General features: G+C 30.6%; 22 protein-coding genes. 13 read left to right on the forward strand and 9 right to left on the reverse strand.

Going from position 1 to position 21343, the window contains the following annotated elements; genetic code table 11:
- The gene (nspC, locus tag AXE80_RS08595; RefSeq protein ID WP_068826341.1) at positions 1 to 1137 is read left to right on the forward strand and encodes a carboxynorspermidine decarboxylase; all 1137 of its coding nucleotides are present in this window, start codon (positions 1 to 3) and stop codon (positions 1135 to 1137) included.
- A 107-nt stretch (positions 1138 to 1244) separates the two neighbouring features.
- The gene (locus tag AXE80_RS08600) at positions 1245 to 1436 is read left to right on the forward strand and encodes a cold-shock protein (protein ID WP_068826343.1); all 192 of its coding nucleotides are present in this window, start codon (positions 1245 to 1247) and stop codon (positions 1434 to 1436) included.
- Between the two features lie 154 nt (positions 1437 to 1590).
- On the opposite strand, the gene fucP is transcribed toward AXE80_RS08600, so the two are convergent.
- The gene (gene fucP / locus AXE80_RS08605) at positions 1591 to 2907 is read right to left on the reverse strand and encodes an L-fucose:H+ symporter permease (protein WP_068826345.1); all 1317 of its coding nucleotides are present in this window, start codon (positions 2905 to 2907) and stop codon (positions 1591 to 1593) included.
- A 258-nt stretch (positions 2908 to 3165) separates the two neighbouring features.
- On the opposite strand from fucP, the gene AXE80_RS08610 reads away from it, so the two are divergent.
- The gene (locus AXE80_RS08610) at positions 3166 to 4473 is read left to right on the forward strand and encodes a sugar MFS transporter (protein ID WP_068826346.1); all 1308 of its coding nucleotides are present in this window, start codon (positions 3166 to 3168) and stop codon (positions 4471 to 4473) included.
- Positions 4474 to 4572: 99 nt separating this feature from the next.
- Here AXE80_RS08610 and AXE80_RS08615 read toward each other — a convergent pair whose 3' ends face one another.
- Positions 4573 to 5082 (reverse strand): flavodoxin, encoded by a 510-nt coding sequence (locus tag AXE80_RS08615; RefSeq protein ID WP_068826349.1) that lies wholly within the window; start codon positions 5080 to 5082, stop codon positions 4573 to 4575.
- A gap of 138 nt (positions 5083 to 5220) precedes the next feature.
- On the opposite strand from AXE80_RS08615, the gene AXE80_RS08620 reads away from it, so the two are divergent.
- Entirely contained in the window at positions 5221 to 6222 is a 1002-nt protein-coding gene (locus AXE80_RS08620) for a DnaA ATPase domain-containing protein (RefSeq protein ID WP_068826352.1), read from the forward strand.
- Here AXE80_RS08620 and AXE80_RS08625 read toward each other — a convergent pair.
- On the reverse strand, positions 6219 to 6947 hold the full coding sequence (locus tag AXE80_RS08625; RefSeq protein WP_068826354.1) for a LuxR C-terminal-related transcriptional regulator: 729 nt from the start codon (positions 6945 to 6947) through the stop codon (positions 6219 to 6221). The genes AXE80_RS08620 and AXE80_RS08625 overlap by 4 nt on opposite strands.
- A 303-nt stretch (positions 6948 to 7250) precedes the next feature.
- Between AXE80_RS08625 and AXE80_RS08630 the strand changes: the two genes are divergently transcribed.
- From AXE80_RS08630 to AXE80_RS08645, 4 genes are all read left to right on the forward strand, one after another.
- Positions 7251 to 7598 (forward strand): hypothetical protein, encoded by a 348-nt coding sequence (locus tag AXE80_RS08630; RefSeq protein ID WP_068826356.1) that lies wholly within the window; start codon positions 7251 to 7253, stop codon positions 7596 to 7598.
- Between the two features lie 74 nt (positions 7599 to 7672).
- Entirely contained in the window at positions 7673 to 8863 is a 1191-nt protein-coding gene (locus tag AXE80_RS08635) for an imelysin family protein (protein ID WP_068826358.1), read from the forward strand.
- 74 nt (positions 8864 to 8937) lie between these two features.
- Positions 8938 to 10368 carry a di-heme oxidoreductase family protein gene (locus AXE80_RS08640; protein ID WP_068826360.1) on the forward strand — a complete coding sequence of 477 codons (1431 nt, stop codon included), beginning with the start codon at positions 8938 to 8940 and terminating at the stop codon, positions 10366 to 10368.
- Entirely contained in the window at positions 10368 to 11432 is a 1065-nt protein-coding gene (locus AXE80_RS08645; RefSeq protein WP_068826362.1) for an imelysin family protein, read from the forward strand. Before AXE80_RS08640 ends, AXE80_RS08645 begins: the two co-directional genes overlap by 1 nt.
- A gap of 46 nt (positions 11433 to 11478) precedes the next feature.
- On the opposite strand, the gene bshC is transcribed toward AXE80_RS08645, so the two are convergent.
- The 5 genes from bshC to AXE80_RS08670 form a co-directional block, all read right to left on the reverse strand.
- The gene (gene bshC / locus AXE80_RS08650) at positions 11479 to 13077 is read right to left on the reverse strand and encodes a bacillithiol biosynthesis cysteine-adding enzyme BshC (RefSeq protein ID WP_068826364.1); all 1599 of its coding nucleotides are present in this window, start codon (positions 13075 to 13077) and stop codon (positions 11479 to 11481) included.
- Positions 13078 to 13153: 76 nt separating this feature from the next.
- On the reverse strand, positions 13154 to 13891 hold the full coding sequence (locus AXE80_RS08655; protein WP_068826366.1) for a Dph6-related ATP pyrophosphatase: 738 nt from the start codon (positions 13889 to 13891) through the stop codon (positions 13154 to 13156).
- 92 nt (positions 13892 to 13983) lie between these two features.
- On the reverse strand, positions 13984 to 14241 hold the full coding sequence (locus tag AXE80_RS08660; RefSeq protein WP_068826368.1) for a DUF6952 family protein: 258 nt from the start codon (positions 14239 to 14241) through the stop codon (positions 13984 to 13986).
- Entirely contained in the window at positions 14222 to 14533 is a 312-nt protein-coding gene (locus AXE80_RS08665; protein WP_068826370.1) for a thioredoxin family protein, read from the reverse strand. Before AXE80_RS08665 ends, AXE80_RS08660 begins: the two co-directional genes overlap by 20 nt.
- Before the next feature lie 112 nt (positions 14534 to 14645).
- Entirely contained in the window at positions 14646 to 15284 is a 639-nt protein-coding gene (locus AXE80_RS08670; RefSeq protein ID WP_068826372.1) for a peroxiredoxin, read from the reverse strand.
- Positions 15285 to 15515: 231 nt separating this feature from the next.
- Here AXE80_RS08670 and msrA point away from each other — a divergent pair, with 231 nt between their 5' ends.
- The 5 genes from msrA to AXE80_RS08695 all read left to right on the forward strand — a co-directional run bounded on the left by msrA (position 15516) and on the right by AXE80_RS08695 (position 19207).
- Positions 15516 to 16100, forward strand: a complete 585-nt coding sequence (msrA, locus tag AXE80_RS08675; protein ID WP_068826373.1) for a peptide-methionine (S)-S-oxide reductase MsrA — start codon at positions 15516 to 15518, stop codon at positions 16098 to 16100.
- Between the two features lie 53 nt (positions 16101 to 16153).
- Entirely contained in the window at positions 16154 to 16450 is a 297-nt protein-coding gene (locus AXE80_RS08680) for a phosphoribosylpyrophosphate synthetase (RefSeq protein WP_068826375.1), read from the forward strand.
- A 62-nt stretch (positions 16451 to 16512) separates the two neighbouring features.
- On the forward strand, positions 16513 to 18279 hold the full coding sequence (locus tag AXE80_RS08685) for a TrkH family potassium uptake protein (protein WP_237340602.1): 1767 nt from the start codon (positions 16513 to 16515) through the stop codon (positions 18277 to 18279).
- Positions 18280 to 18286: 7 nt separating this feature from the next.
- Positions 18287 to 18967, forward strand: coding sequence for a potassium channel family protein (locus tag AXE80_RS08690; RefSeq protein ID WP_068826377.1), 681 nt, complete (start codon positions 18287 to 18289; stop codon positions 18965 to 18967).
- Between the two features lie 12 nt (positions 18968 to 18979).
- Positions 18980 to 19207 carry a DUF1059 domain-containing protein gene (locus AXE80_RS08695; RefSeq protein WP_068826379.1) on the forward strand — a complete coding sequence of 76 codons (228 nt, stop codon included), beginning with the start codon at positions 18980 to 18982 and terminating at the stop codon, positions 19205 to 19207.
- 19 nt (positions 19208 to 19226) lie between these two features.
- On the opposite strand, the gene ligA is transcribed toward AXE80_RS08695, so the two are convergent.
- Positions 19227 to 21224 (reverse strand): NAD-dependent DNA ligase LigA, encoded by a 1998-nt coding sequence (gene ligA / locus AXE80_RS08700; protein WP_068826380.1) that lies wholly within the window; start codon positions 21222 to 21224, stop codon positions 19227 to 19229.
- Positions 21225 to 21343: the final 119 nt, after the last annotated feature.

Here is a 21343-nt window from a genome sequence, read left to right on the forward strand (position 1 = left end):
ATGGACTACAAACAACTACCCTCTTCTGCTTTTGTTTTAGAGGAACAATTGTTACGCAACAATTTAAGTTTAATAAAAAATGTGCAAGATCAAGCCGGAATAGAAATTATTTTAGCTTTTAAAGGTTTTGCCATGTGGGGAGCTTTTCCTATTGTTCGTGAATATATTAAAGGAGCTACAGCTAGTTCTTTATACGAAGCTCGTTTGTGTTTTGAGGAAATGAAAACCAAAGCACATGTATATGCAGCTGCTTATGTTCCTGATGAATTTGAAGAATTAATGAGTTATAGCTCACATATTGTGTTTAACTCGGTAACACAATTCAACAAATATTATCCTCAGACCTTAACTGCAAATCACAAAATTTCTTGCGGAATAAGAATCAATCCAGAGCAAAGTGATGTAGAAGTAGATTTATACAATCCTAGTTCTCCAAAATCTAGATTAGGAGTTTTAAAAGATTTTATGCCCGAAGTTTTACCCGAAGGTGTAGAAGGATTACATTTTCACGTATTGTGTGAATCGGATTCTTATAGCTTAGAAAGAACATTAGCAGCCTTAGAAAAAAGATTTGGAGAATATTTACATCAAATTAAGTGGATCAATATGGGAGGTGGTCATTTAATGACTCGTAAAGGATATGATACCGAACATTTGATTCAATTACTTAAAGCCTTTAAAGAAAAGTATAACATCCACATTATTCTAGAACCAGGAAGCGCATTTGCATGGGAAACAGGGGTATTAACCTCACAAGTTTTAGATATTGTTGAAAGTAGAGGTGTAAAAACAGCTATGTTAGATGTTTCTTTTACAGCGCATATGCCTGATACTTTAGAGATGCCTTACAGACCTAAAATTGTTGGTGCTTCTGATCCTGATGAAAACAGCAAATTTGTGTACCGATTAGGGGGAACTAGCTGTTTGGCGGGTGATTTTATGGAAAACTATGCCTTTGAAAATGAATTAAATATAGGAGATACTCTTATTTTTAAAGATATGATTCATTATACCATGGTAAAAACAACTATGTTTAATGGCGTAAAACATCCCGACATTTGTATTTGGACTGTAAATAACACCTTGAAAACACTACGTAAGTTTAACTACGAGGATTACAAATCAAGACTTTCATAATAACTTATTGATAACCAAATAATTATATTTTAAAATAAAAGTAAGTTTATAGTATATAATCACTTAAATAGACTACCTTGCGGCTTTAAAATATATACAATATTATTATGAGTAACGGTACAGTAAAGTTTTTCAACGATTCAAAAGGATTTGGATTTATTACTCCAGACGATGGAGGAAGAGATGTGTTTGTTCACATTAACGGTTTAACAGATGAAATCGCTGAAGGGGACAAAGTTTCTTTTGATGTTGAAGAAGGACGTAAAGGATTAAACGCAGTAAACGTACAAGTTATCTAATTTGATTCCTTTACTATAAAGTTTAACGAAAAGCCTATCATTTATTTGATAGGCTTTTTGATTTTTAAGAATATCACTATTCAATAAAAAACCTACTTTAAATATTTAAAGTAGGTTTTTATCAACTATATCATTAGTAGTATCAAACTTCTATTTATTCATTAGTAAGTTCATACTTGTTCTTTACTCTTAGCCCATACCAAGTAATATAAGCAAAACACAAAAGTGGTAATATAAAAGAGAATCTAACTTCTGAGATTCCTAGTATTGTAGTGTCTGCAACTCCATTTCCTCCTAAATCAATAATTATTCCTTGTAATTTAGGCATCAAAGCCCCACCTACAATAGCCATAATTAATCCAGCCGATCCAACCTTAGATTCTTCTTCTGTTAAATCACCTAGTGCAATTCCATAAATGGTTGGAAACATTAAAGACATAAAAAATGAAATCATTACCAAACAATACAATCCATAGACATCATTTAAATACATAGTACCTAAAACGGCTGCTATGGCTAAAAGAGCAAATATCATTAATAACTTTCCAGAACTAATAAACCTCAACATATAAGTTCCTACTGCCCTACCAAAAGTAAAAAGAATAAAAGCAACCATTTGATAATATCCAGCAGTAACACTATCAACCCCTATTCCTTCTGCATATTGATAAATATAGGTCCAACACATAATTTGGGCACCAACGTATAAAATTTGAGCTAAAACTCCTAATACATATTTTTTATTATTGGTTAAAGAGGCAAAAGTATCTCCAATACTTGGCATTCCTCCTTCATCTTTAGATTGTGGCATTTTACTAATCACAAACAAAACAAACACACCAGTAATCACCAATCCTAAAATTACATATGGGTTTCTTATCACCAATAAGTCTGATGTTTTAATCAATATTTTTGAAGCTTCATCTAAAGCACTAAAGTTATCAATATCATCACTTTTTAAATTCTTTAACACAAACTGCTGTGCTACAAATAAACCTGCAATTAGCCCCACTGGATTAAATGCCTGTGCAAGATTTAAACGTAAAGTAGCCGTTTTTTTAGACCCCATTGCCAACGCATATGGATTTGCAGCTGTTTCTAAAAAAGCCAAACCAAAAGTTAACACATACAATCCTAAACAAAAAAACCAAAATTGTTCTGTTATAGCTGCCGGATAAAATAATAAGGCTCCTACAGCATACAATCCTAAACCTATTAAGATTCCAACTTTATAAGAATATTTTCTCATAAACATTGCTGCGGGTAAGGCCATACAAAAATAACCACCATAAAATGCCATTTGCACCCAAGCAGCTTGCGAATTAGATAATTCTAGTACTTTTTTAAATGCTTGTACCATAGGATCTGTAACTGCATTAGCAAAGCCCCAAAGAGCAAACAAGGAAGTAACCAAAACAAAAGGAATTATCATTTTTTTAGGTACTACCGATTCTTTTTCTTTTATATTCATTTTTAAAGTTTATTTATTATTAACACCAAAACAAAATCACCTAAAAATTAAGATATCATTTTTTTCGAGGACGGGTAAAAATAATAATCTAAATGATAACATATCACTAATCAAAGATTTATTTCTATTAAAAAATGACAATTAAACTATTTTAATATACCGCAGAAAAACTTATGTTTAAAGAAATAATAAATGAAAAATTTATAACTAGTCACTACTATTATCTTTATATCATAAATCAAATACAAAATAATCATCATGCCTAACACAAAAAACAACACCTTAGTTCCCATTTTAATTATAGCTGGGCTATTTTTTATCTTTGGATTTGTTACTTGGATTAATGGAGCTTTGATTCCGTTTATGAAAGCGATTAACGAATTAACCTCTGCACAATCTTTATTAGTAGCTTCTGCGTCTTATATTTCTTTTGTGGTAATGGCTATTCCTGCCTCATATATCTTAAATAAAACAGGATACAAAAAAGGAATGTCTTTAGGTTTATTTGTGATGGGAATTGGAGCTTTGGTTTTTATACCCGCTGCAGAAGCTAGAACGTATTGGATGTTTTTAACAGGAATTTTTATTCAAGGAGCAGGAATGACCTTATTACAAACTGCCTCAAATCCATATATCACCATTATTGGTCCCATAGAAAGTGCCGCAAAACGAATTGCTATTATGGGAATTGCCAATAAAGTAGCTGGAGCTTTAGGTTCTATTATTTTTGGAGCATTGTTGTTATCGGGGATTGATGAAATACAAGAAAAACTAACATCAGTCACAAATTCTGAAAAAATAGAATTATTAAACACCATGGCCGATAGTGTTGTTACGCCCTATATTACAATGGCTATTGTTTTATTTATTTTAGGTGTTTTAATTAGAAAAGCTCCCCTACCAAACGTAGAGGCTGAACCTATAAAAGAATCAGAAAACGGAACAAGTACTAAAACCAATATTTTTCAGTTTCCACATTTATGGTTAGGAGTACTTACTTTGTTTTTATATGTTGGAGTTGAAGTAATTGCTGGTGATACTATTATTGCTTATGGAATTTCTTTAGGAATTCCTGCTACAGATGCAAAATTCTTTACCACATTTACTTTAATGGCAATGGTTGCTACCTATGCATTAGGTGTGGTTTTGATTCCTAAAATCATTAGTCAAACAACTGCTTTAAAATTAAGTGCCTTGTTGGGGATTGTTTTTTCTTTATGTATTGTTTTTACAACTGGTTTTACTTCTGTATTATTTGTTGCTGCTTTAGGAATTGCAAATGCTTTAGTGTGGCCAGCTGTTTGGCCCTTAACACTAAAAGGGTTAGGTAAATTTACAAAAACAGCCTCTGCCCTACTTATTATGGCAATTTCTGGTGGAGCTATTATTCCTCCATTATACGGTAAACTTGTTGATGCTAATAAAGCTGAATATATTGCTCAAGGAATGAGTAATGCTATGGCTACTGCTACTGCATCTACAGAAGGGTATTGGATTTTATTACCTTGTTATATTATTATTTTATACTACGCTATATCTGGACATAAAATAGGCTTAAAAAAATAAGATACTTCATAAAAAAACCTATCACTGTTATGTGATAGGTTTACCAAAAATGATACTTGATTGACCACTCAAGTATTATCAACAAATAAACAAATTATATTAAATAGCTTCCTTTACCATTTGTAACCAACTGGTAATTCTTTCGTCATTTAACTCTGACTCGTTGTCATTATCTAAAGCTAATCCATAAAAATAATCTTCATCATTAGGAATAATTGCTTTTGATTCGGTATGCCTATATCCTTCTATAGGCCATTTACCAATTACTTCTCCACCATTTTCAATAATTACTTCGGCTAAAATTCCAACCCCATCAATAAAATACTCTGCATAACCAATTTGATCACCCAAACCATAAATTGCTACTTTTTTCCCTGTAAAATCTATCGTTTTAAAATCATCAAAAAAAGTTTCCCAATCACTTTGTAAATCGCCATCATACCAGGTAGACAATCCTAAAATAATCGTTTCATAATCTTCAAAATCACTAGGTTTAGCTTCAGAAACTTCTTTAACAACAATATTGTCAAAAGCATCAATAATATCGTGTGTTAACTCTTCGGTTATCCCAGTATCTGATCCAAAAAACAAACCAATTCTCTTTTCCATTTTATATAATACTTTAAGATTCTAATTCAAAAGTAATTATTATTTTTATCAATTCTAAATAAAAATAAATATTTTATTAAAAGAAAAATTAATTTTGATGATCTATAATTAACTATCTTACTTTTCTTTTTTGCAATTATGAAAAGAGTTTGCTATAAAGTTTTTATTAAACAATTAATCATCAAAGATTTACTTGGAAAAGATTCGCAAAGAGGTATTAGTTTAACTTATGCTTGGTTAGCGAATCAGTTAGGACATTTTAGTTTAGGTTTTATTCCCAGTATTGTTTTAAGTTCTATTTTTTCTACCCAAAAAAGTCCAATGTACTTTAGTACAGCTGTGATTTTATTTTGGTTGGTATTTGAAATTATCAATCTTACCCTACCTATTCTAATCAAAACTAAAAAAAGAAGTTTTAAACCAGAATGGAATCATTTGATATTTGACACTATAACAGATCTGCTATATTTTGGTCTAGGGTCTTTGGTTTCAGCATTTATATTAACACAAAGTAACAGTATTGGTTACTATGTAATTTTGCTATTATTCTTATTATTTTTTCCTTTTGTTTACTGGTATACCCTTAGAATATATCAGCAATATGCTTTTTTTCCTTTTCAATTTAGATTGTCTCAGTGGATTGGAAATATAGACGAACAAGAGAAAGAGATTATTTTAAATTATATCAAAAAAACATCTTATGATGAGTATAATCACTTATTAATTTTTGGTAATGTTAACGAAGGAAAAACAAACTTAGGAGTAGCCATAGCAAACGAACTAGCCTTAAAAAAACGAGCTTGTACTTATATAACAGCAACAAAACTATATAGTTTATTGTTTAAAAATATAGACAACAAAGATTTATTATGGAACTGGGTTAATTGCAATTTTTTAGTTATTGATGATATTAACCCTGATAATTTAAAACACAATACCATTATAACCCCTACTGATTTTTTACGTTATGTAGACAAATTTACACCTATAGACTCTAATAATAGAAACATTCTTAAAACCAAAAATATAATTTGGGTTTTAGGTAGTAATGAAAAAACTCAAAAAGAACAATGGTTTAAAGTTTTAGAAACTATAGGTGTTGCTCCAAAAAATATTTTTAGCGTAAATTTATCAGACTAAAGTATGTTATTTTCATATGCAAAACTGATTAAATGAGGCAAACTCCTTACTTTAAATCTTTTATACATAGGTATAATTCTTTTTTCAATAGCCGACTGAGAAACATTTAATTCCTCTGCAATTTCTTTAAAAGCAAATCCTTTAGCTGCTAAAGCCAAAGCCTCTTTTTCCTTTCTAGAAATTGCATGATGTTGAAACAACTCCTTATTTAATGCTCCTTCAAAATCTTTTGATTTAGGTCCGTACGCAGCATATTGCATTACATCTCCTAATTTTAAAGTTTTTATTACTTGAGATATTCCTATTATTTCTTCAACTTTACCGTTAGCAGCTTTATGGACAGCTACTCTAGAGAATAAAGGCACAACATCTCCGTTTTTATGATACTTTTCTAGTTCTAAAGTAAAACTATATTCTTCTAAATCTTCATGAACATTTTCTATAAACATCATGGCTTTGTCATTTAACTCACTAGAAAACTTTAAAAATCTAGGTGTAGTAATACTAACAATAGTCATCATGTTTATTTCATCGTCCTTATAACCTAAAACATCTTCCCAACCTGCAGCAAAAACCATTCTATTTTCCTTAAAGGAATACACATAAACTGCTTGATCTTTAAAATTAGGCAATGTACTCCTATAATATTCATACATCTTGTGAGAGTCATCTAAAGGTACGTCTGTAATTAAGTCTTTTGAATAATCTCCTAACTTCTTCTTCATTGTATTTATCATATCAAAAAAACTGCGTAAAGACACAGTTGTATAATCTTTTAATCTATTGTAATTTTGTTGTACAAGATACACAAAATCTTATTTTTATAAATAAAATTTATCTTCAACCTATAGATAGGTTTTATTTTTAAAAGGATACTAGAAATTGCTATGAAAAAGAATTTTAAAATATCCCAAAAAAAGTGTTAGTCTAATTTAAAGACTAGCACTTTTTTTTTGCTCATTATTTTCAATCATAACTTTATTTTTATTTATTCTAAATAAAATTTATATTTGACTCAAAATTAAAATATGAGATCAATATATACTATCTATGAAAATATACTAGGAACTTCATTTGAAATGATTAATGAAGAAAAAAAATCACTAATCATTTTAGAAATTGGAAGCATTAGTTTTATGATTAACCAGAGTGAATTAACAAATTTTGTTAAATCAATGGAACAAATTATTAACTACCACAAGGACTGTACTTGTCCAAGAGATTTAAAAAATAAAATGGTGGTTTATCAAGCTGATAAAACTGAAATTAGGATGAAACTTAGTTATGATGAGTTGTTCTTGTTAAAAGACTTACTAAAAGGAACTAAGTTTAAATTGGAAATGGATAAAATTTTAAATGATTATAGAATTATTTAATTAACTATAATAAGTCTAAATAAATTATATATTTGCATTTATAAAATTTATTAAATCTTAATTAAAAAATTAAAATGAAGACTAACTACTTAAAATTATCATTACTAGCCTTAACCATTACTTTTACTGCATGTAAAAAAGATGACAATAACAATGATAATTTAGAAGCAACTAAGAATGAATTTATTCAAAACTATGCTAACATTGTAGCTGCAAACTATGAGGATACCTACAAAACTGCGGTAACAATGCAAACAGCAATTGACGCTTTTATTGATGCTCCTAGTGATGATAATTTAACTGCGGCTAAAAATGCATGGCTATATGCACGTGATTTTTATGGACAAACTGAAGCTTTTAGAGTTGCTGGTGGACCAATAGATAATGATCCGTTAAATACTGAAGGTTTAATGAATGCATGGCCTTTAGACGAATCTTATATTGATTATGTTGATAAAAAGGGTACTCCAAGTCAAACAGGATTAATAGGAGATACTTCATTTACAATTACCAAAGAAAACCTAATCAATAAAAATGAAGGAGGAGGAGAAGAAACAAATATATCTACCGGATGGCACGCTATTGAATTCTTATTATGGGGACAAGACTTAAATGCAAATGGTGTTTTTACAGACGGTGGTAATAGACCTTATACTGATTATACTACTGCTGATTTTGCTGAGAGAAGAAAAACTTACCTTACAACAGTTACCAACTTATTAGTTAAAAACTTAAAGGATTTAAAAGATACATGGGCTCAAAATGGTGACTATAGAGTTATTTTCTCATCTTTAGATCAAAACCAACAATTAAAAAATATTTTAAATGGTATTGGTTTTATTTCTAACGGAGAGGTAGCTGGAGAAAGAATAATTCCTGCTATTCAAGATGGTCAAGAAAATGAACATTCTTGTTTTTCTGATAATACTAACCAAGATTTATGGGCAAATGTTCATGGTTTAAACAATGTTATTACTGGAAAATATACAAGAGAAAATAAAACTATTATTTCTGGAACATCGTTAATCGACTTAGTAGAAACTGTAGATACTGATGCTGCTAATACGCTAAAAAACGCTGCCAATACAACTTTAACAAAACTAGATGCTTTGTTAGCTATTGGGAAAAAATTTGATGAAATAATTTCAACTGAATCATTAGGGAGTAATGGTCCTGCAGAACAATTGTCTGATGCATTAAGTACACAAGGAATTAGAATTGCAGAAGCTGCTCACTCCATGTCTATTAATATTTCTATTGAGTAATTAATTACACTTAATTATAACTAATATATCCGAAGTCATTTTATGGCTTCGGTTTTACTGTTTAAATAAACAAAATGTTTAAAAGTTTTAAAATATACCTTAGTACTATCTGCATACTTAGCGCCCTAAACTCTTGTCAAACTGATGACCCTGTTAACGAATACGAAATTTTTGTAAACGAAAATTATGTACCTGGTGAAGAAAATTTAATTGGAAAATTTTCTGTCGAAGCATACTCAGCTGATTTGGCTTTTGGAAGTAAAATACCTGGATTAACCAATTTAGAACCTAAAATTTTTGTTATTGGAAATGCTATTTTTAAACAAAACTGGGTTCAATCCCCTGCTAGTACAACTACTAGAGATGGTTTAGGCCCTTTATTTAATGCTCGATCTTGTAGCTCTTGCCATTCAAAAGACGGAAGAGGAAAACCAATGCTTACAAACAACGAAGCTTCTCAAGGTTTTTTAATACGCCTTAGTAAAGATAATGACTTTGTACATGGACCTATAGGTATGGACAACTATGGTGGACAATTTCAAGATTTAGCAATTACCAATGCCAATAGTGAAGGAAATATAAACGTGAGTTTTGAAATTGTTTCGGGAGCATATCCAGATGGAGAAACTTACGAACTAAGAAAACCAATATACACATTAACAGACATAAATGGTCTTCCAATTGTAACTCCATACACTTCTCCAAGGGTAGGTACCCAAACCATTGGCTTAGGGTTTATAGATGCCTTGAGTGACGATAGTATTTTGGCTAATGCTGATGAAGATGATATTGATAATGATGGAATTTCTGGAAAAGCAAATTATGTTTGGGATGTAGTTAACAACAAAACAAGTCTTGGTAAATTCGGTTGGAAAGCCAATCAACCTAACTTAAAACAACAAATTGCCGGAGCCCTTAGTGGAGATATGGGGTTAACTACCTCAATTTTTCCCCAAGAAAATTGTCCTAACAATGATTGTTCTAATTATCCTAATGGAGTAAATATTGATGATACTGTAGAGGTTCCAGACAATCAATTTAATGATTTATTACTTTATCAAGTTGCTTTATCTGTGCCGGTAAGAAGAGATGTTAAAGATGTTGATGTTCTTAAAGGTAAAAAATTATTCAACTCTTTAGCTTGTGTAAAATGCCATGTTGATGAATTTACCACCAGTAGTAATTATGATTATTTACCACTTATAGAAAATACAACTATCAAACCTTATAGTGATTTTTTATTACATGATATGGGGTCTGATTTAGCTGATAATAGAGCAGATTTTTTAGCAGAAGGAAATGAATGGAGAACACAACCTTTATGGGGGTTAGGGATGATTGAAACTGTAAACAATCATACTTTTTTACTTCATGATGGTAGAGCTCGCAACATAGAAGAAGCTATTTTGTGGCACGGTGGTGAGGCTGAAACAGCTAAAAATAATTTTAAAAAACTTTCTAAAACAGAAAGGTTACAATTACTAAAATTCTTAAACTCATTATAATGAAAAAGATATTTGTTTTAATTTTTGTTATATCATCTTTTGTATCATGTAGCTCAGATTCAGTCAGTTCAGACAACCAACAATTTTACGAATCTTTTGTAGATAATAATATTACTCCCTTGTTAAATCAGCTAGAAATAGATTGTGAAAACCAAAGAGATGCCATTCTTGCCTTTAAAGAAAACCCTACACAAAGTAATTTTAATGTAATTCAAGAAAAATGGTTATCAACAGCTCTTACATTTTCTAAAACTACTCTGTATAATTATCCAAAAGTGGCAAGTAAATACTTTAATATTAACATCTATAACTATATTATATCTCCTTCAAAAATTGAATCTGAAATCACGATAAATACTACTTTTACCTCTAGCTATTTTAACAACAAAACGCAAACTATAAAAGGTTTAGGGAGTATTGAATATTTGCTATACAACAATAATAATGAACAAGAGGCGCTCAATCTTTTAACCCAAGAAAACAATGCTTCTAAACGAATAGACTATCTATTAGCCTTAAGCGAATATACTCTTGCACAAGCTACATCTTTAAAAAACTTTTGGTTAAATGAATACAAGCAAGACTTTATTACAGCAAACTCTAAAGCTTGTTCTGATAACAGAAAATGTATTGCCATAAATCAAATCATCAATGTTTTAGATGTTGCTAGAGTTACTAAGATTGGGAAACCTGCAGGAATAGATGGAGTGCATACCAATGTAGAACTATTAGAAGCTTATAAAAGTAAATCTTCTTTACTACTAATTAAAGCCTCTTTAGAAGAAGCTAAAAAAATATATTTAGCAGGAACACAAAGTTTTCACACCTTAGTTGATGAAATTGATGATAGTAAAAAAATAACGGCAAGTATAAACGGTAATTTTTCTACAACTTTTAAAGCAATAGATGATTTTAATAATACTTTGTACGATGGTATTGTCTCCAATTCTGATGGCATTCACCCCATATATAATGGTATTAAAAGTTTAGTTACTAGTTTTTCTGTTGATGTAACTAGTATACTATCTATAGCTACTTTACCCACAGATAACGATGGAGATTAACTAAAGTAAACCTGTAATGTTCTTAAAATGTTACAGGTTTTATTTTTTATAGATTAACAACCGTAAATTTATGATCTAACGGTTTTAATGATTTAAATAAAGTAGTTAACAATTCTTTACCATAAGACTCGTAATAATCTGCAAAATTACGCTGTCTTTCTTCTAAAGATTGATTAGGAAATAATTCGTTTTGTAACAATTCAATTCGAGTTACTAAATCGTACATTTTTTTCTTTTCAGCTTTTAACAACCTCTTTTCAAGATGGTCTAAACTTTTTATTTGCTTTTTTTCTTGAGCTTTTACTGCTCCTATAAAAGAAGCATCTGTTTTAGCAGCTAATTCTTCTAACTCCTTAAAGTTATCAGACAATTGTTTTCTTTTGCTTTTAAAGTCATATTGAATGGTAGAACGTTCTTTTACTTTTTTAGCTATCAAATCATTTTGAGATAAAAACAATTCTTCTATGCTCAATTCTAATTTATTAAGTTTCTTCTGTTGTTTTTCGGTAATCAATAAGGCTGAATTACGCATTAACAACATAGGGAAAGGAACATCAAAAGCTTTAAAAGTAGATTTTAATTGCATCCAATAAGCCAATTCTCCTCCACCTCCAACATAACAAAGGTTGGGTAAAATTACTTCCTGATACAAAGGTCTTAACAAAGCGTTTCCAGAAACCACATCGGTTAGATTTTCTTTTTCTTCAAAAATAGCTTCTACAGATGAAAAAGTTAACGATGTATTGTTTACTGTATAACCATTGGCTGATTTTAGAATTCTTTCTCTAAAACCATTTCCGATATAAAACAAGTTAATTTCTCTAGGATGTACTTGATTTGGATAAGATTTAGTAGCTAATTGCTCACTTGTTTTGGTTACTTCTTTAAAACTAACTTGCTCCTTTAATTCTTTTAAAGCATAAGGTTTAAATAAAGATTTTAATTGCTGATCATCTCCATCAATCACCACCAATCCATATTCCCCAAACAAAGCGTTTACCAAATAACGAGAAGCAGAAGTTAAATTATCGTGTTCCAAATATGCTTTGCTAAACAAATCTTTTAATTCATTAGCGTTGATACTTGAATTTAACAATCCAGAAAATGTTTCAAAAACAGATGCTAAACCATCTGTAGACAAACGTCCAACAGCACCACTAGCCTCTTGATCCCAAACTATTTTTTTACTTTTAAAATTAAAATATTGTATTTCTTCAAAATCATGATCTTCTGAAGCCATCCAATAAATAGGCACAAAATTTTGTTTTGGATATTTATCTTTTAACTCTTTACACAAATTAATAACCGATATTATTTTGTATAAAAAATATAAAGGTCCAGAAAACAAATTTAATTGATGTCCGGTAGTGATGGTAAAAGTATTGGGTAAAACTAAATGATTGATGTTTTGTTGCGAAAGATCACTAATAGTTAGTCCTTGATATTGTTGCTCCAAAGCACTTACCAAAACTTTTCTATTTTCTACAGGAAAGGATTTTGCTTTTTCCTGAATTTGAGCTTCAAAATTATCTATGGATGGAAAACGATGATAAAAAGGCTGAATACTTTCTTTTTCTTCTAAATAATCTAACATGATTTTAGAAAAATATCCAGTATCTTGATATGGTATTTGAATGCTATCCATAGAAATGTATTACGCGCTGTTTGTCGAAAATCACAAACAAATTATACAATATAAAAGTATAAAATTTTAAAAGTCTTTAAACAACTGATACTGGTAACAAATCACAATACCAAAATCCTGTATCCCAATTTACCTCTTTGTCTTTTTGATAACAGTTATCATCATCATTTTTAGAAGGTTGATAGGTTTTATGCACCTTTTCTCCTATTGAAAACGCTACGGGTGTTTTAAAAATAGGGCCATCAAAAACAAAAGTATGGAACTCTCCATTTTCTCCACAAATATCAACATTCTCTGGTAAATCGGCTATAAACTGTTCGTCTATCACTCTTCCTACAAAACTTTTGTCTAAATATTGTGCGTTTACACAAACAGTGATGGCTTTAAAGCCTAAAGACAAAAATTCTTTTAACAAAGCTTTGGTATCTTGTTTCCATAAAGGATAGACTCCTGTAATTCCTACTTGAGCTAATTTTGTATCTCTATACGCTTTTAAATCTTCTAAAAAAATATCGCCAAAAAAACAATGCTGGTAATTTTCATCAACAATACTTTGCATTGCATTTTGCATTACCTCATCATATTCTTTCATGGTTACATTTCCAGAAAATTCAATTTTACGCAATGGAATTCCAATAGATGCTGCTTGAGCCTCTAACAACTCTTCTCTTAAACCATGCATAGATACACGGTTCACATCTTTGTTTACATTGGTCAACAAAAAATCAACCTGATACTCAGATTGATTCAATGTTTTGTATAAAGCTAAGGATGAGTCTTTTCCAGAACTCCAGTTAAAATAAGCTTTGGTCATATTTTATATTGATTTATTTAATCGTGTATCTGTTTAATCATATCCTTTTTGTAATTGAAATTCAACAAATAAACACATCAACGAATAAACAATTATTGATCTATAGATCCTAAAACACGTTTCATAAAATTGTTTAATGCTTCTTTTTGAGGAACACCATTTTTAATTTCTTTGTCTACCTCAATAGCACCGTACAAATTAGAAATAATTTCACCAATTACATCTAATTCCTCATCTTTTAAAGAACTTACTTCTGTAAGAGCTTCTAAAGTTTCTAATGTTTCGTGTATATAGTCTACATCATTCTCAGCAATAAACTGAGTCATGTGTTTAATTATTGGCAACTTCATCTATAAATGATTTTAAAACGTCTGCTTTATTTGTTTGAGTTTGGTTCACCAATTCTCCATTTTTAAAAGCAGCAAATGTTGGTAAATTATTTACATTGGCTAATTTTCTTGATTCAGGATTTTTTTCTGCATCAATCACAATAAATTCAGCTCCTTCTACTTCTGTAGAAAACTTTTTAAATTTAGGTTTCATAATTCTACAGTTTCCACACCATCCGGCAGAAAATTGAACAAAAACCAATCCGTTATTATTTACTTCTTCTTGAAGTGTATCTGTTGTTAATTCTTTCATATGATTTTATTTTAAATAAATGGTACAAAAAAAACCGAATGATTCTAAGAATCAACTTTTCAGCATTCGGTTTTTATGTATGATAAATTCTCTTAAAAAGAGGTTTGACTTCTTAGTGAGATGCTAAGTAAGCAGCAGTTCCTTTTGCGTTAGGAGCCATTGCATCTTTACCTTCTTCCCAGTTTGCAGGACAAACTTCACCATGAGATTGTACGTGAGCATAAGCATCAATCAATCTTAAGAATTCGTTTACGTTACGTCCAACTGGCATATGGTTAACACCTTCGTGGAATACAGTTCCTTCTTCATCAATTAAGTAAGTAGCTCTGTAAGTTACATCATCACCTTCTTTAGAGAAAGATTGAGTTTCTTCATCAAACACTTCTGTAGCATCTAAAATTCCTAAAGCTGCAGATAAATTACGGTTTGTATCTGCTAATAATGGATAAGTAACTCCTTCAATTCCTCCATTGTCTTTAGCTGTACTTAACCAAGCAAAATGAACTTCAGCAGAATCTACAGATGCTCCAATTACTACTGTATTTCTTTTTTCAAATTCTGGTAAAGCTGCTTGAAAAGCGTGTAATTCTGTAGGACATACAAAAGTAAAATCTTTTGGGTACCAAAATAAAATCACTTTTTTCTTGTTGTTTACTGCTTCTTCTAAAACATTGATTTGGAAAGTATCTCCCATTTCATTCATTGCGTTTACTGCGATGTTTGGAAATTTTTTCCCTACTGCTGTTGCCATAATTATTTGTTTTTAATGATTTTTATTTATTGTTTCTGATGCAAATTTACGTTCAATGTTCAATAAAACAAGTCGATTTCTATCTAATGTTTTTATTGTTGTATTGATTTTATTTATGGTTTTAAATTACACATCAAATTTTCTTATAAATAGTTTGTTACATTAGTATTTATAACACCTTGTAAAGAAATCATTCATCTATCGACAAAGATTAAAACCTATATTAAAAATATGAGAATCTTATTATTTACACTTTTATTTACTAGTTCCCTTTTTTCGCAAAAAACACAAATCCCTAACGATCAAAACTTAAATGTAGCCTACTTTGCTAGCGGATGTTTTTGGTGTGTAGAAGCTATTTATGAAAGTGTGCCTGGGGTAAATGAAGCGATATCTGGATATGCTGGAAGCGATGTTAAAAATCCTACCTACAAAACCATTCACAAAACTGGACATGCCGAAACTGTTGCTGTTTATTATGATTCAACAAAAATCACTTATTCTGAATTGATTGATGTTTACTATATGTCACAGGATCCAACTACTTATGGTCAAAGCCCAGATTTTGGAAAAAACTATCGCTCTATTATTTTTTACAGCAATGCTACAGAACAAAAAATAGCCCAAGACAAGTTCAACTTTGTCAATAAAATATTAAACGGAAAAGCGGTTACAGAAATTAAAATGATAGACCATTTTTATCCTGCGGAAGATTATCATCAAAATTACGAGAAAAAACACCCTGATAATTCTTATATAAAATCGGTATCTATTCCAAGATTAAATAGGTTTAAAACCAAATACTTTAAAAAATAGGTTCTAATATTTTATGGCCTCTGCCTCAATTTTTGTAAATTAAAAAACAAAAAATGAAACATCTAAATTTTGAAACGCTTTCCGAAGCCATGAATAATTTAACCCAAAGAGGATATACTGATAATTTTGTTGCTAATGATACTTGTATAAAAGCTCTTTATGCTAAAAAAGAATATCAACCTAGCGATCTAACTATTGATGAAACTTATAGGTTTGAGGGAATAACCAATCCTTCGGATCAATCAGAGTTATTTGCCATTTCTACCAAAGATGGTATTAAAGGAACACTTTCTATGTCTTACGGAGCCAACCACTCACAAAATACTGAGCTAATCAAGCAAATAAAATGAATTTAGTTCCCCCCTACCCTTTACAAAATATTATTACTTTTACACTTTCATAATTTTACGTTTTGAAAGAAAAACTGCTCAATAGCATCAATCACAATCTGATTTATAAAATTGCATTTTTATTAAGTCTTTTAGGAATCGTTTTGTTGATTATAGATTTTGGATTTACCCAGTCTAAAGACACTCAAATCTCTGTAAACGAAATTTATTTTGTAGTATTAATTACAGGATTAATAGCCACTTTTTTAAGATATATAAAACACAGTAAAGCCTTAAAAAGGAATGTGGTTTTATTTGATATATTTAGTGTTTTAGTCATCCTTTTTATTATTTACTTTCACTTTTTCTCGGAGCAATCTCATCAACAACTATCTCTTTTTTATGAGGATATATGGATGAAACTTGCCATACTCTTAACTTTTGTTAGAGAATTTGCAGAACGTAAAATAACTTACAAAAGAAAGTTTTTAAACCCTGCTCAACTCTTTATTCTTAGTTTTTTCTTACTAATTATTATTGGGGCTTTTTTATTGATGTTACCCAATGCTACCTATACTGAGATTTCTTTTTTAGATGCTTTGTTTACTTCTACTAGTGCTGTATGTGTTACCGGTTTAATTGTAGTAGATACAGGAAGTTTTTTTACAGAATTTGGTCAAACAATCTTAATTATCTTAATCCAAATTGGAGGTTTAGGTATTTTAACTTTTGCCAGCTATTTTAGCTACTTTTTTAAAGATGGTGCTACTTATGAAAATCAGTTAGTACTAGGTGACATGACGAACTCCAAAAAATTAGGAGAAGTATTTACCACACTAAAAAGAATTTTATTTATCACTTTTTTTATAGAGTCTATAGGTGCTATTTTAATCTACACTAGCTTAGATAAAACTTTATTTAACTCATTATTAGAAAAAATTTTCTTTTCTGTTTTTCACTCCGTTTCTGCTTTTTGTAACGCAGGTTTTTCTACCTTACCTAACAGTTTGTACGAAACCGGTTTTAGATACAATTATACTTTACAAACCATTATAATTGCCATTTTTGTATTAGGAGGATTAGGGTTTCCTATTGTAGCTAATTTGGTAAAATACACCAAGTACTTTTTTATTAGCAGGGTGTTCAGAAAAAAACATATTAGCTACAGACCTTGGGTATTAAACATAAATAGTAGAATTGCTTTAATCACCACAACATCATTAACAGTTATTGGAACGCTTTTATTTTTTATTAATGAATATAATTACCTCCTTACAGAGCAAAAGGGTATCGTTGGTAAATTTGTAGCCTCGTTATTTGCAGCAACAACTCCTAGAACCTCTGGGTTTAACACTATAGATATGGGAGCTTTACAAACTTCATCTATCATGTTAATTATACTTTTAATGTGGATTGGAGCATCACCTGCATCAACAGGAGGGGGAATAAAAACCAATACCTTTGCCATTGCAACCTTAAACTTTTTTAGCTTGGCTAGAGGAAAATCCAGAATAGAAATTTACCGTAGAGAAATTGCCGAAGTTTCTATCCGTAGGGCTTTTGCAGTAATTTCTTTATCTTTAATTGTTATAGGAATTGGGATTTTTGCCATTTCGGAGTTTGATCCTCAAATAGACATGCTCAGTATTGCTTTTGAATGTTTTTCTGCATACAGTACCGTAGGTTTAAGTTTAGGAATCACCTCGAGTTTAAGTGCCTTTAGTAAGTTTGTACTTATCATTATCATGTTTATTGGTAGGGTTAGTATGTTATCTATATTAATTGCCGTTTTCAAAAAAGTAAAACATAAAAACTACCGTTATCCAACGGAAGAAATCACTATAAATTAATCACCAAATGAAGTATATTATTATTGGTCTTGGAAACTTTGGATCCTCTTTAGCAGAAAAACTAACTGAACAAGGAAACGAAGTGATTGGAATAGATACTGATATGTCTAAAGTAGATGCCTTTAAAGAAAGAATTACACATACTATTTGTATGGATGCTACTGACGAATTTACTGTTTCGGGGCTACCGCTAAAAGACACAGATGTTGTAGTAGTTGCTATTGGTGAAAATCAAGGAGCTAATGTAATGACTACTGCTTTGTTTAAAAGTTTAAAGGTAAAAAGACTGATAAGTAAAGCAACCAACAAAATACACAAGAGAGTTTTACAAGCTATTGGGGTGGACGAAATTGTACTACCTGAAGAAGAATCTGCAGAACGATGGTCTAAAAAACTTTGTTTAAGAGGGATGGTAAACTCTTTTGAATTAAGTAATGATTATAGTATTGTTCAGGTAAATATGCCCGAAAAATACAGTGGGAAAAGTATTTTAGATATTAAGATTAAAGAAAACTACAATTTATTGGTACTCACCACTATTTCTCATTCCGAAGTAGATACTGCAATAGGAAAAAGTAGAAGTGTTACCAATGTAAAAGGTTTGGCTGATCCTCATGATATTTTATACAAAGAAGATATTTTGGTAGTTTATGGAGCCAATAAAGATATTCAGCGATTTTTAAAATAAAAGACGAAGAAGATGAAAACAATGACTTGTAAACAACTAGGAGGTGCTTGTGACTTAGAATTTAAGGCCAATACTTTTGAAGAAATTGCAGCTTTAAGCAAACAACACGGTATGGAAATGTTTCAACAACAAGACAAAGCTCACTTAGATGCGATGAACCAAATGCAAGAGTTGATGAAAGATCCTAAAGTCATGAACGAATGGTTTGAATCTAAAAGAAAAGAATTTGATGCATTGTAAAAACAATGCATCTTTTATTTTACAACATTGCTAAAAAATCATCTTCTGATATGATTGCTACTCCTAAATCTGTAGCTTTTTGCAATTTAGCAGGGCCCATATTGTCACCTGCTACAATATAATCTGTTTTCTTAGAAATAGAACTACTTACTTTTCCACTGTTGTCTTCTATCAACTTTTTTAATTCATTTCTAGATACTTTATGGAATACCCCAGATACTACAAATATTTTCCCAACCAAAGTATCTGTTTGATTTTGCAAGTCTTCTTCAGATAAAGAAAATTGTAATCCGTAGTCTTTTAATTTTGCAACCAAAACTTGGTTTAAAGGTTCGTTTCTAAAAGCGATAATACTTTCTGCTATTCTATCACCAATTTCATCAACTGCAACTAAAGTTTCTAAATTAGCCTCAAACAAAGCTTCAATATTTTTAAATGCTTTGGCTAATTTTTTAGCAACGGTTTCTCCTACAAAACGTATCCCTAAAGCAAATAACACTTTTTCAAAAGGCATTTGTTTAGAAGCCTCTATTCCTGCAACCATATTGTTTGCAGATTTTTCGGCCATGCGTTCCAAAGGAATAATTTGTTCTGCTTTTAAAGCATATAAATCGGCATAATTCTCAATCAATTTTTCTTTGCAAAGTAGTTCTACTGTTTCAGCCCCCAAACCATCAATATTCATGGCTTTTCTACTAATAAAGTGAACTATTCTCCCTGCAACCTGTGGTGCACACCCATATTCGTTTGGACAATAATGTTTTGCATCCCCCTCGGTTCTAACTAAAGGTGTACTACATTCAGGACAATGAGTAGCATAAATAGTTGGCAAAGAATCTGCTGGTCTTTTAGTTAAATCTACCCCAACAATTTTAGGAATAATTTCACCTCCTTTTTCTACATACACCTCATCACCCACTCTAATATCATGTAACGCTATTTGATCGGCATTGTGTAACGATGCTCTCTTTACAGTGGTTCCTGCCAACTGAACAGGCTCTAAATTTGCCACTGGTGTTATTGCTCCAGTTCTACCAACTTGATATGTAATTTCGTTTAACTTGGTAGAAACTTGCTCAGCTTTAAATTTATATGCTATGGCCCAACGTGGAGCTTTTGCTGTATAACCTAACTCTTCTTGCTGACGAATATTATTTACTTTGATTACAATTCCATCCGTTTCATAAGGCAAATCAAAACGGGCTTTGTCCCAATAATTTACAAACGAAACTACTTCATCAATAGAATTAGCTACTTTTATGGTTTCTGGAACTTTAAACCCAACTTGTCTTGCTTTCTCCAAAGCTTGAGCATGACTTTCGAACTCATTTTGATAAGTTAACACTTGATACAGCAAACAATCTAACGGACGTTTAGCCACCTCTGTACTATCTTGTAACTTTAAACTACCACTAGCTGTATTTCTAGGATTTTTATAAGTTTCTTCTCCTGCCTCTTCCCTAGCCAAATTCATTTGATTAAACCCATCTAAAGGCAAAATAATTTCTCCTCTTATTTCAAAATTATCTACAAAATCTCCTTGCAATTTTAAAGGCAAAGATTTGATGGTTTTTACGTTATTGGTTACATCATCACCTTGAACTCCATCACCACGAGTCACAGCTTTTACCAATACACCATTTTCATAAGTCAAATTGATAGAAGCTCCATCGTATTTAAGCTCACAAGTATACGTAATATCACCTTCTATAATTTTAGAAATACGCTTTTCCCAGTCTAATAAATCTTCTTGACTGTAAGAATTATCTAGAGAATACATGCGGTTTTTATGTACCACAGTTTCAAAATTTTTGGTGATGGTTCCCCCTACTTTTTGCGTTGGAGAATTAGCGTCAAAAAACTCAGGATGAGCCGTTTCTAAAGCTTGTAATTCTTTTAACAATTGGTCAAATTCAAAATCTGAAATAGAAGCATTATCTAACACATAATACTCATAATTGTACTTGTGTAATGTATCTCTTAAGTTTTCTATTTTTTGTTGAATGTGATTACTCATTGTTTATATTTTTATAATACGTAAAAATAAAATTGTTATGCTTAATAATTAAATCATTTCTACTAATTTTAATATTTAAAGGATGAATTAATTTTATAAGTTAATTTTAACCATTTAAA

Source organism: Wenyingzhuangia fucanilytica (genome assembly GCF_001697185.1).
Lineage (GTDB): Bacteria > Bacteroidota > Bacteroidia > Flavobacteriales > Flavobacteriaceae > Wenyingzhuangia > Wenyingzhuangia fucanilytica.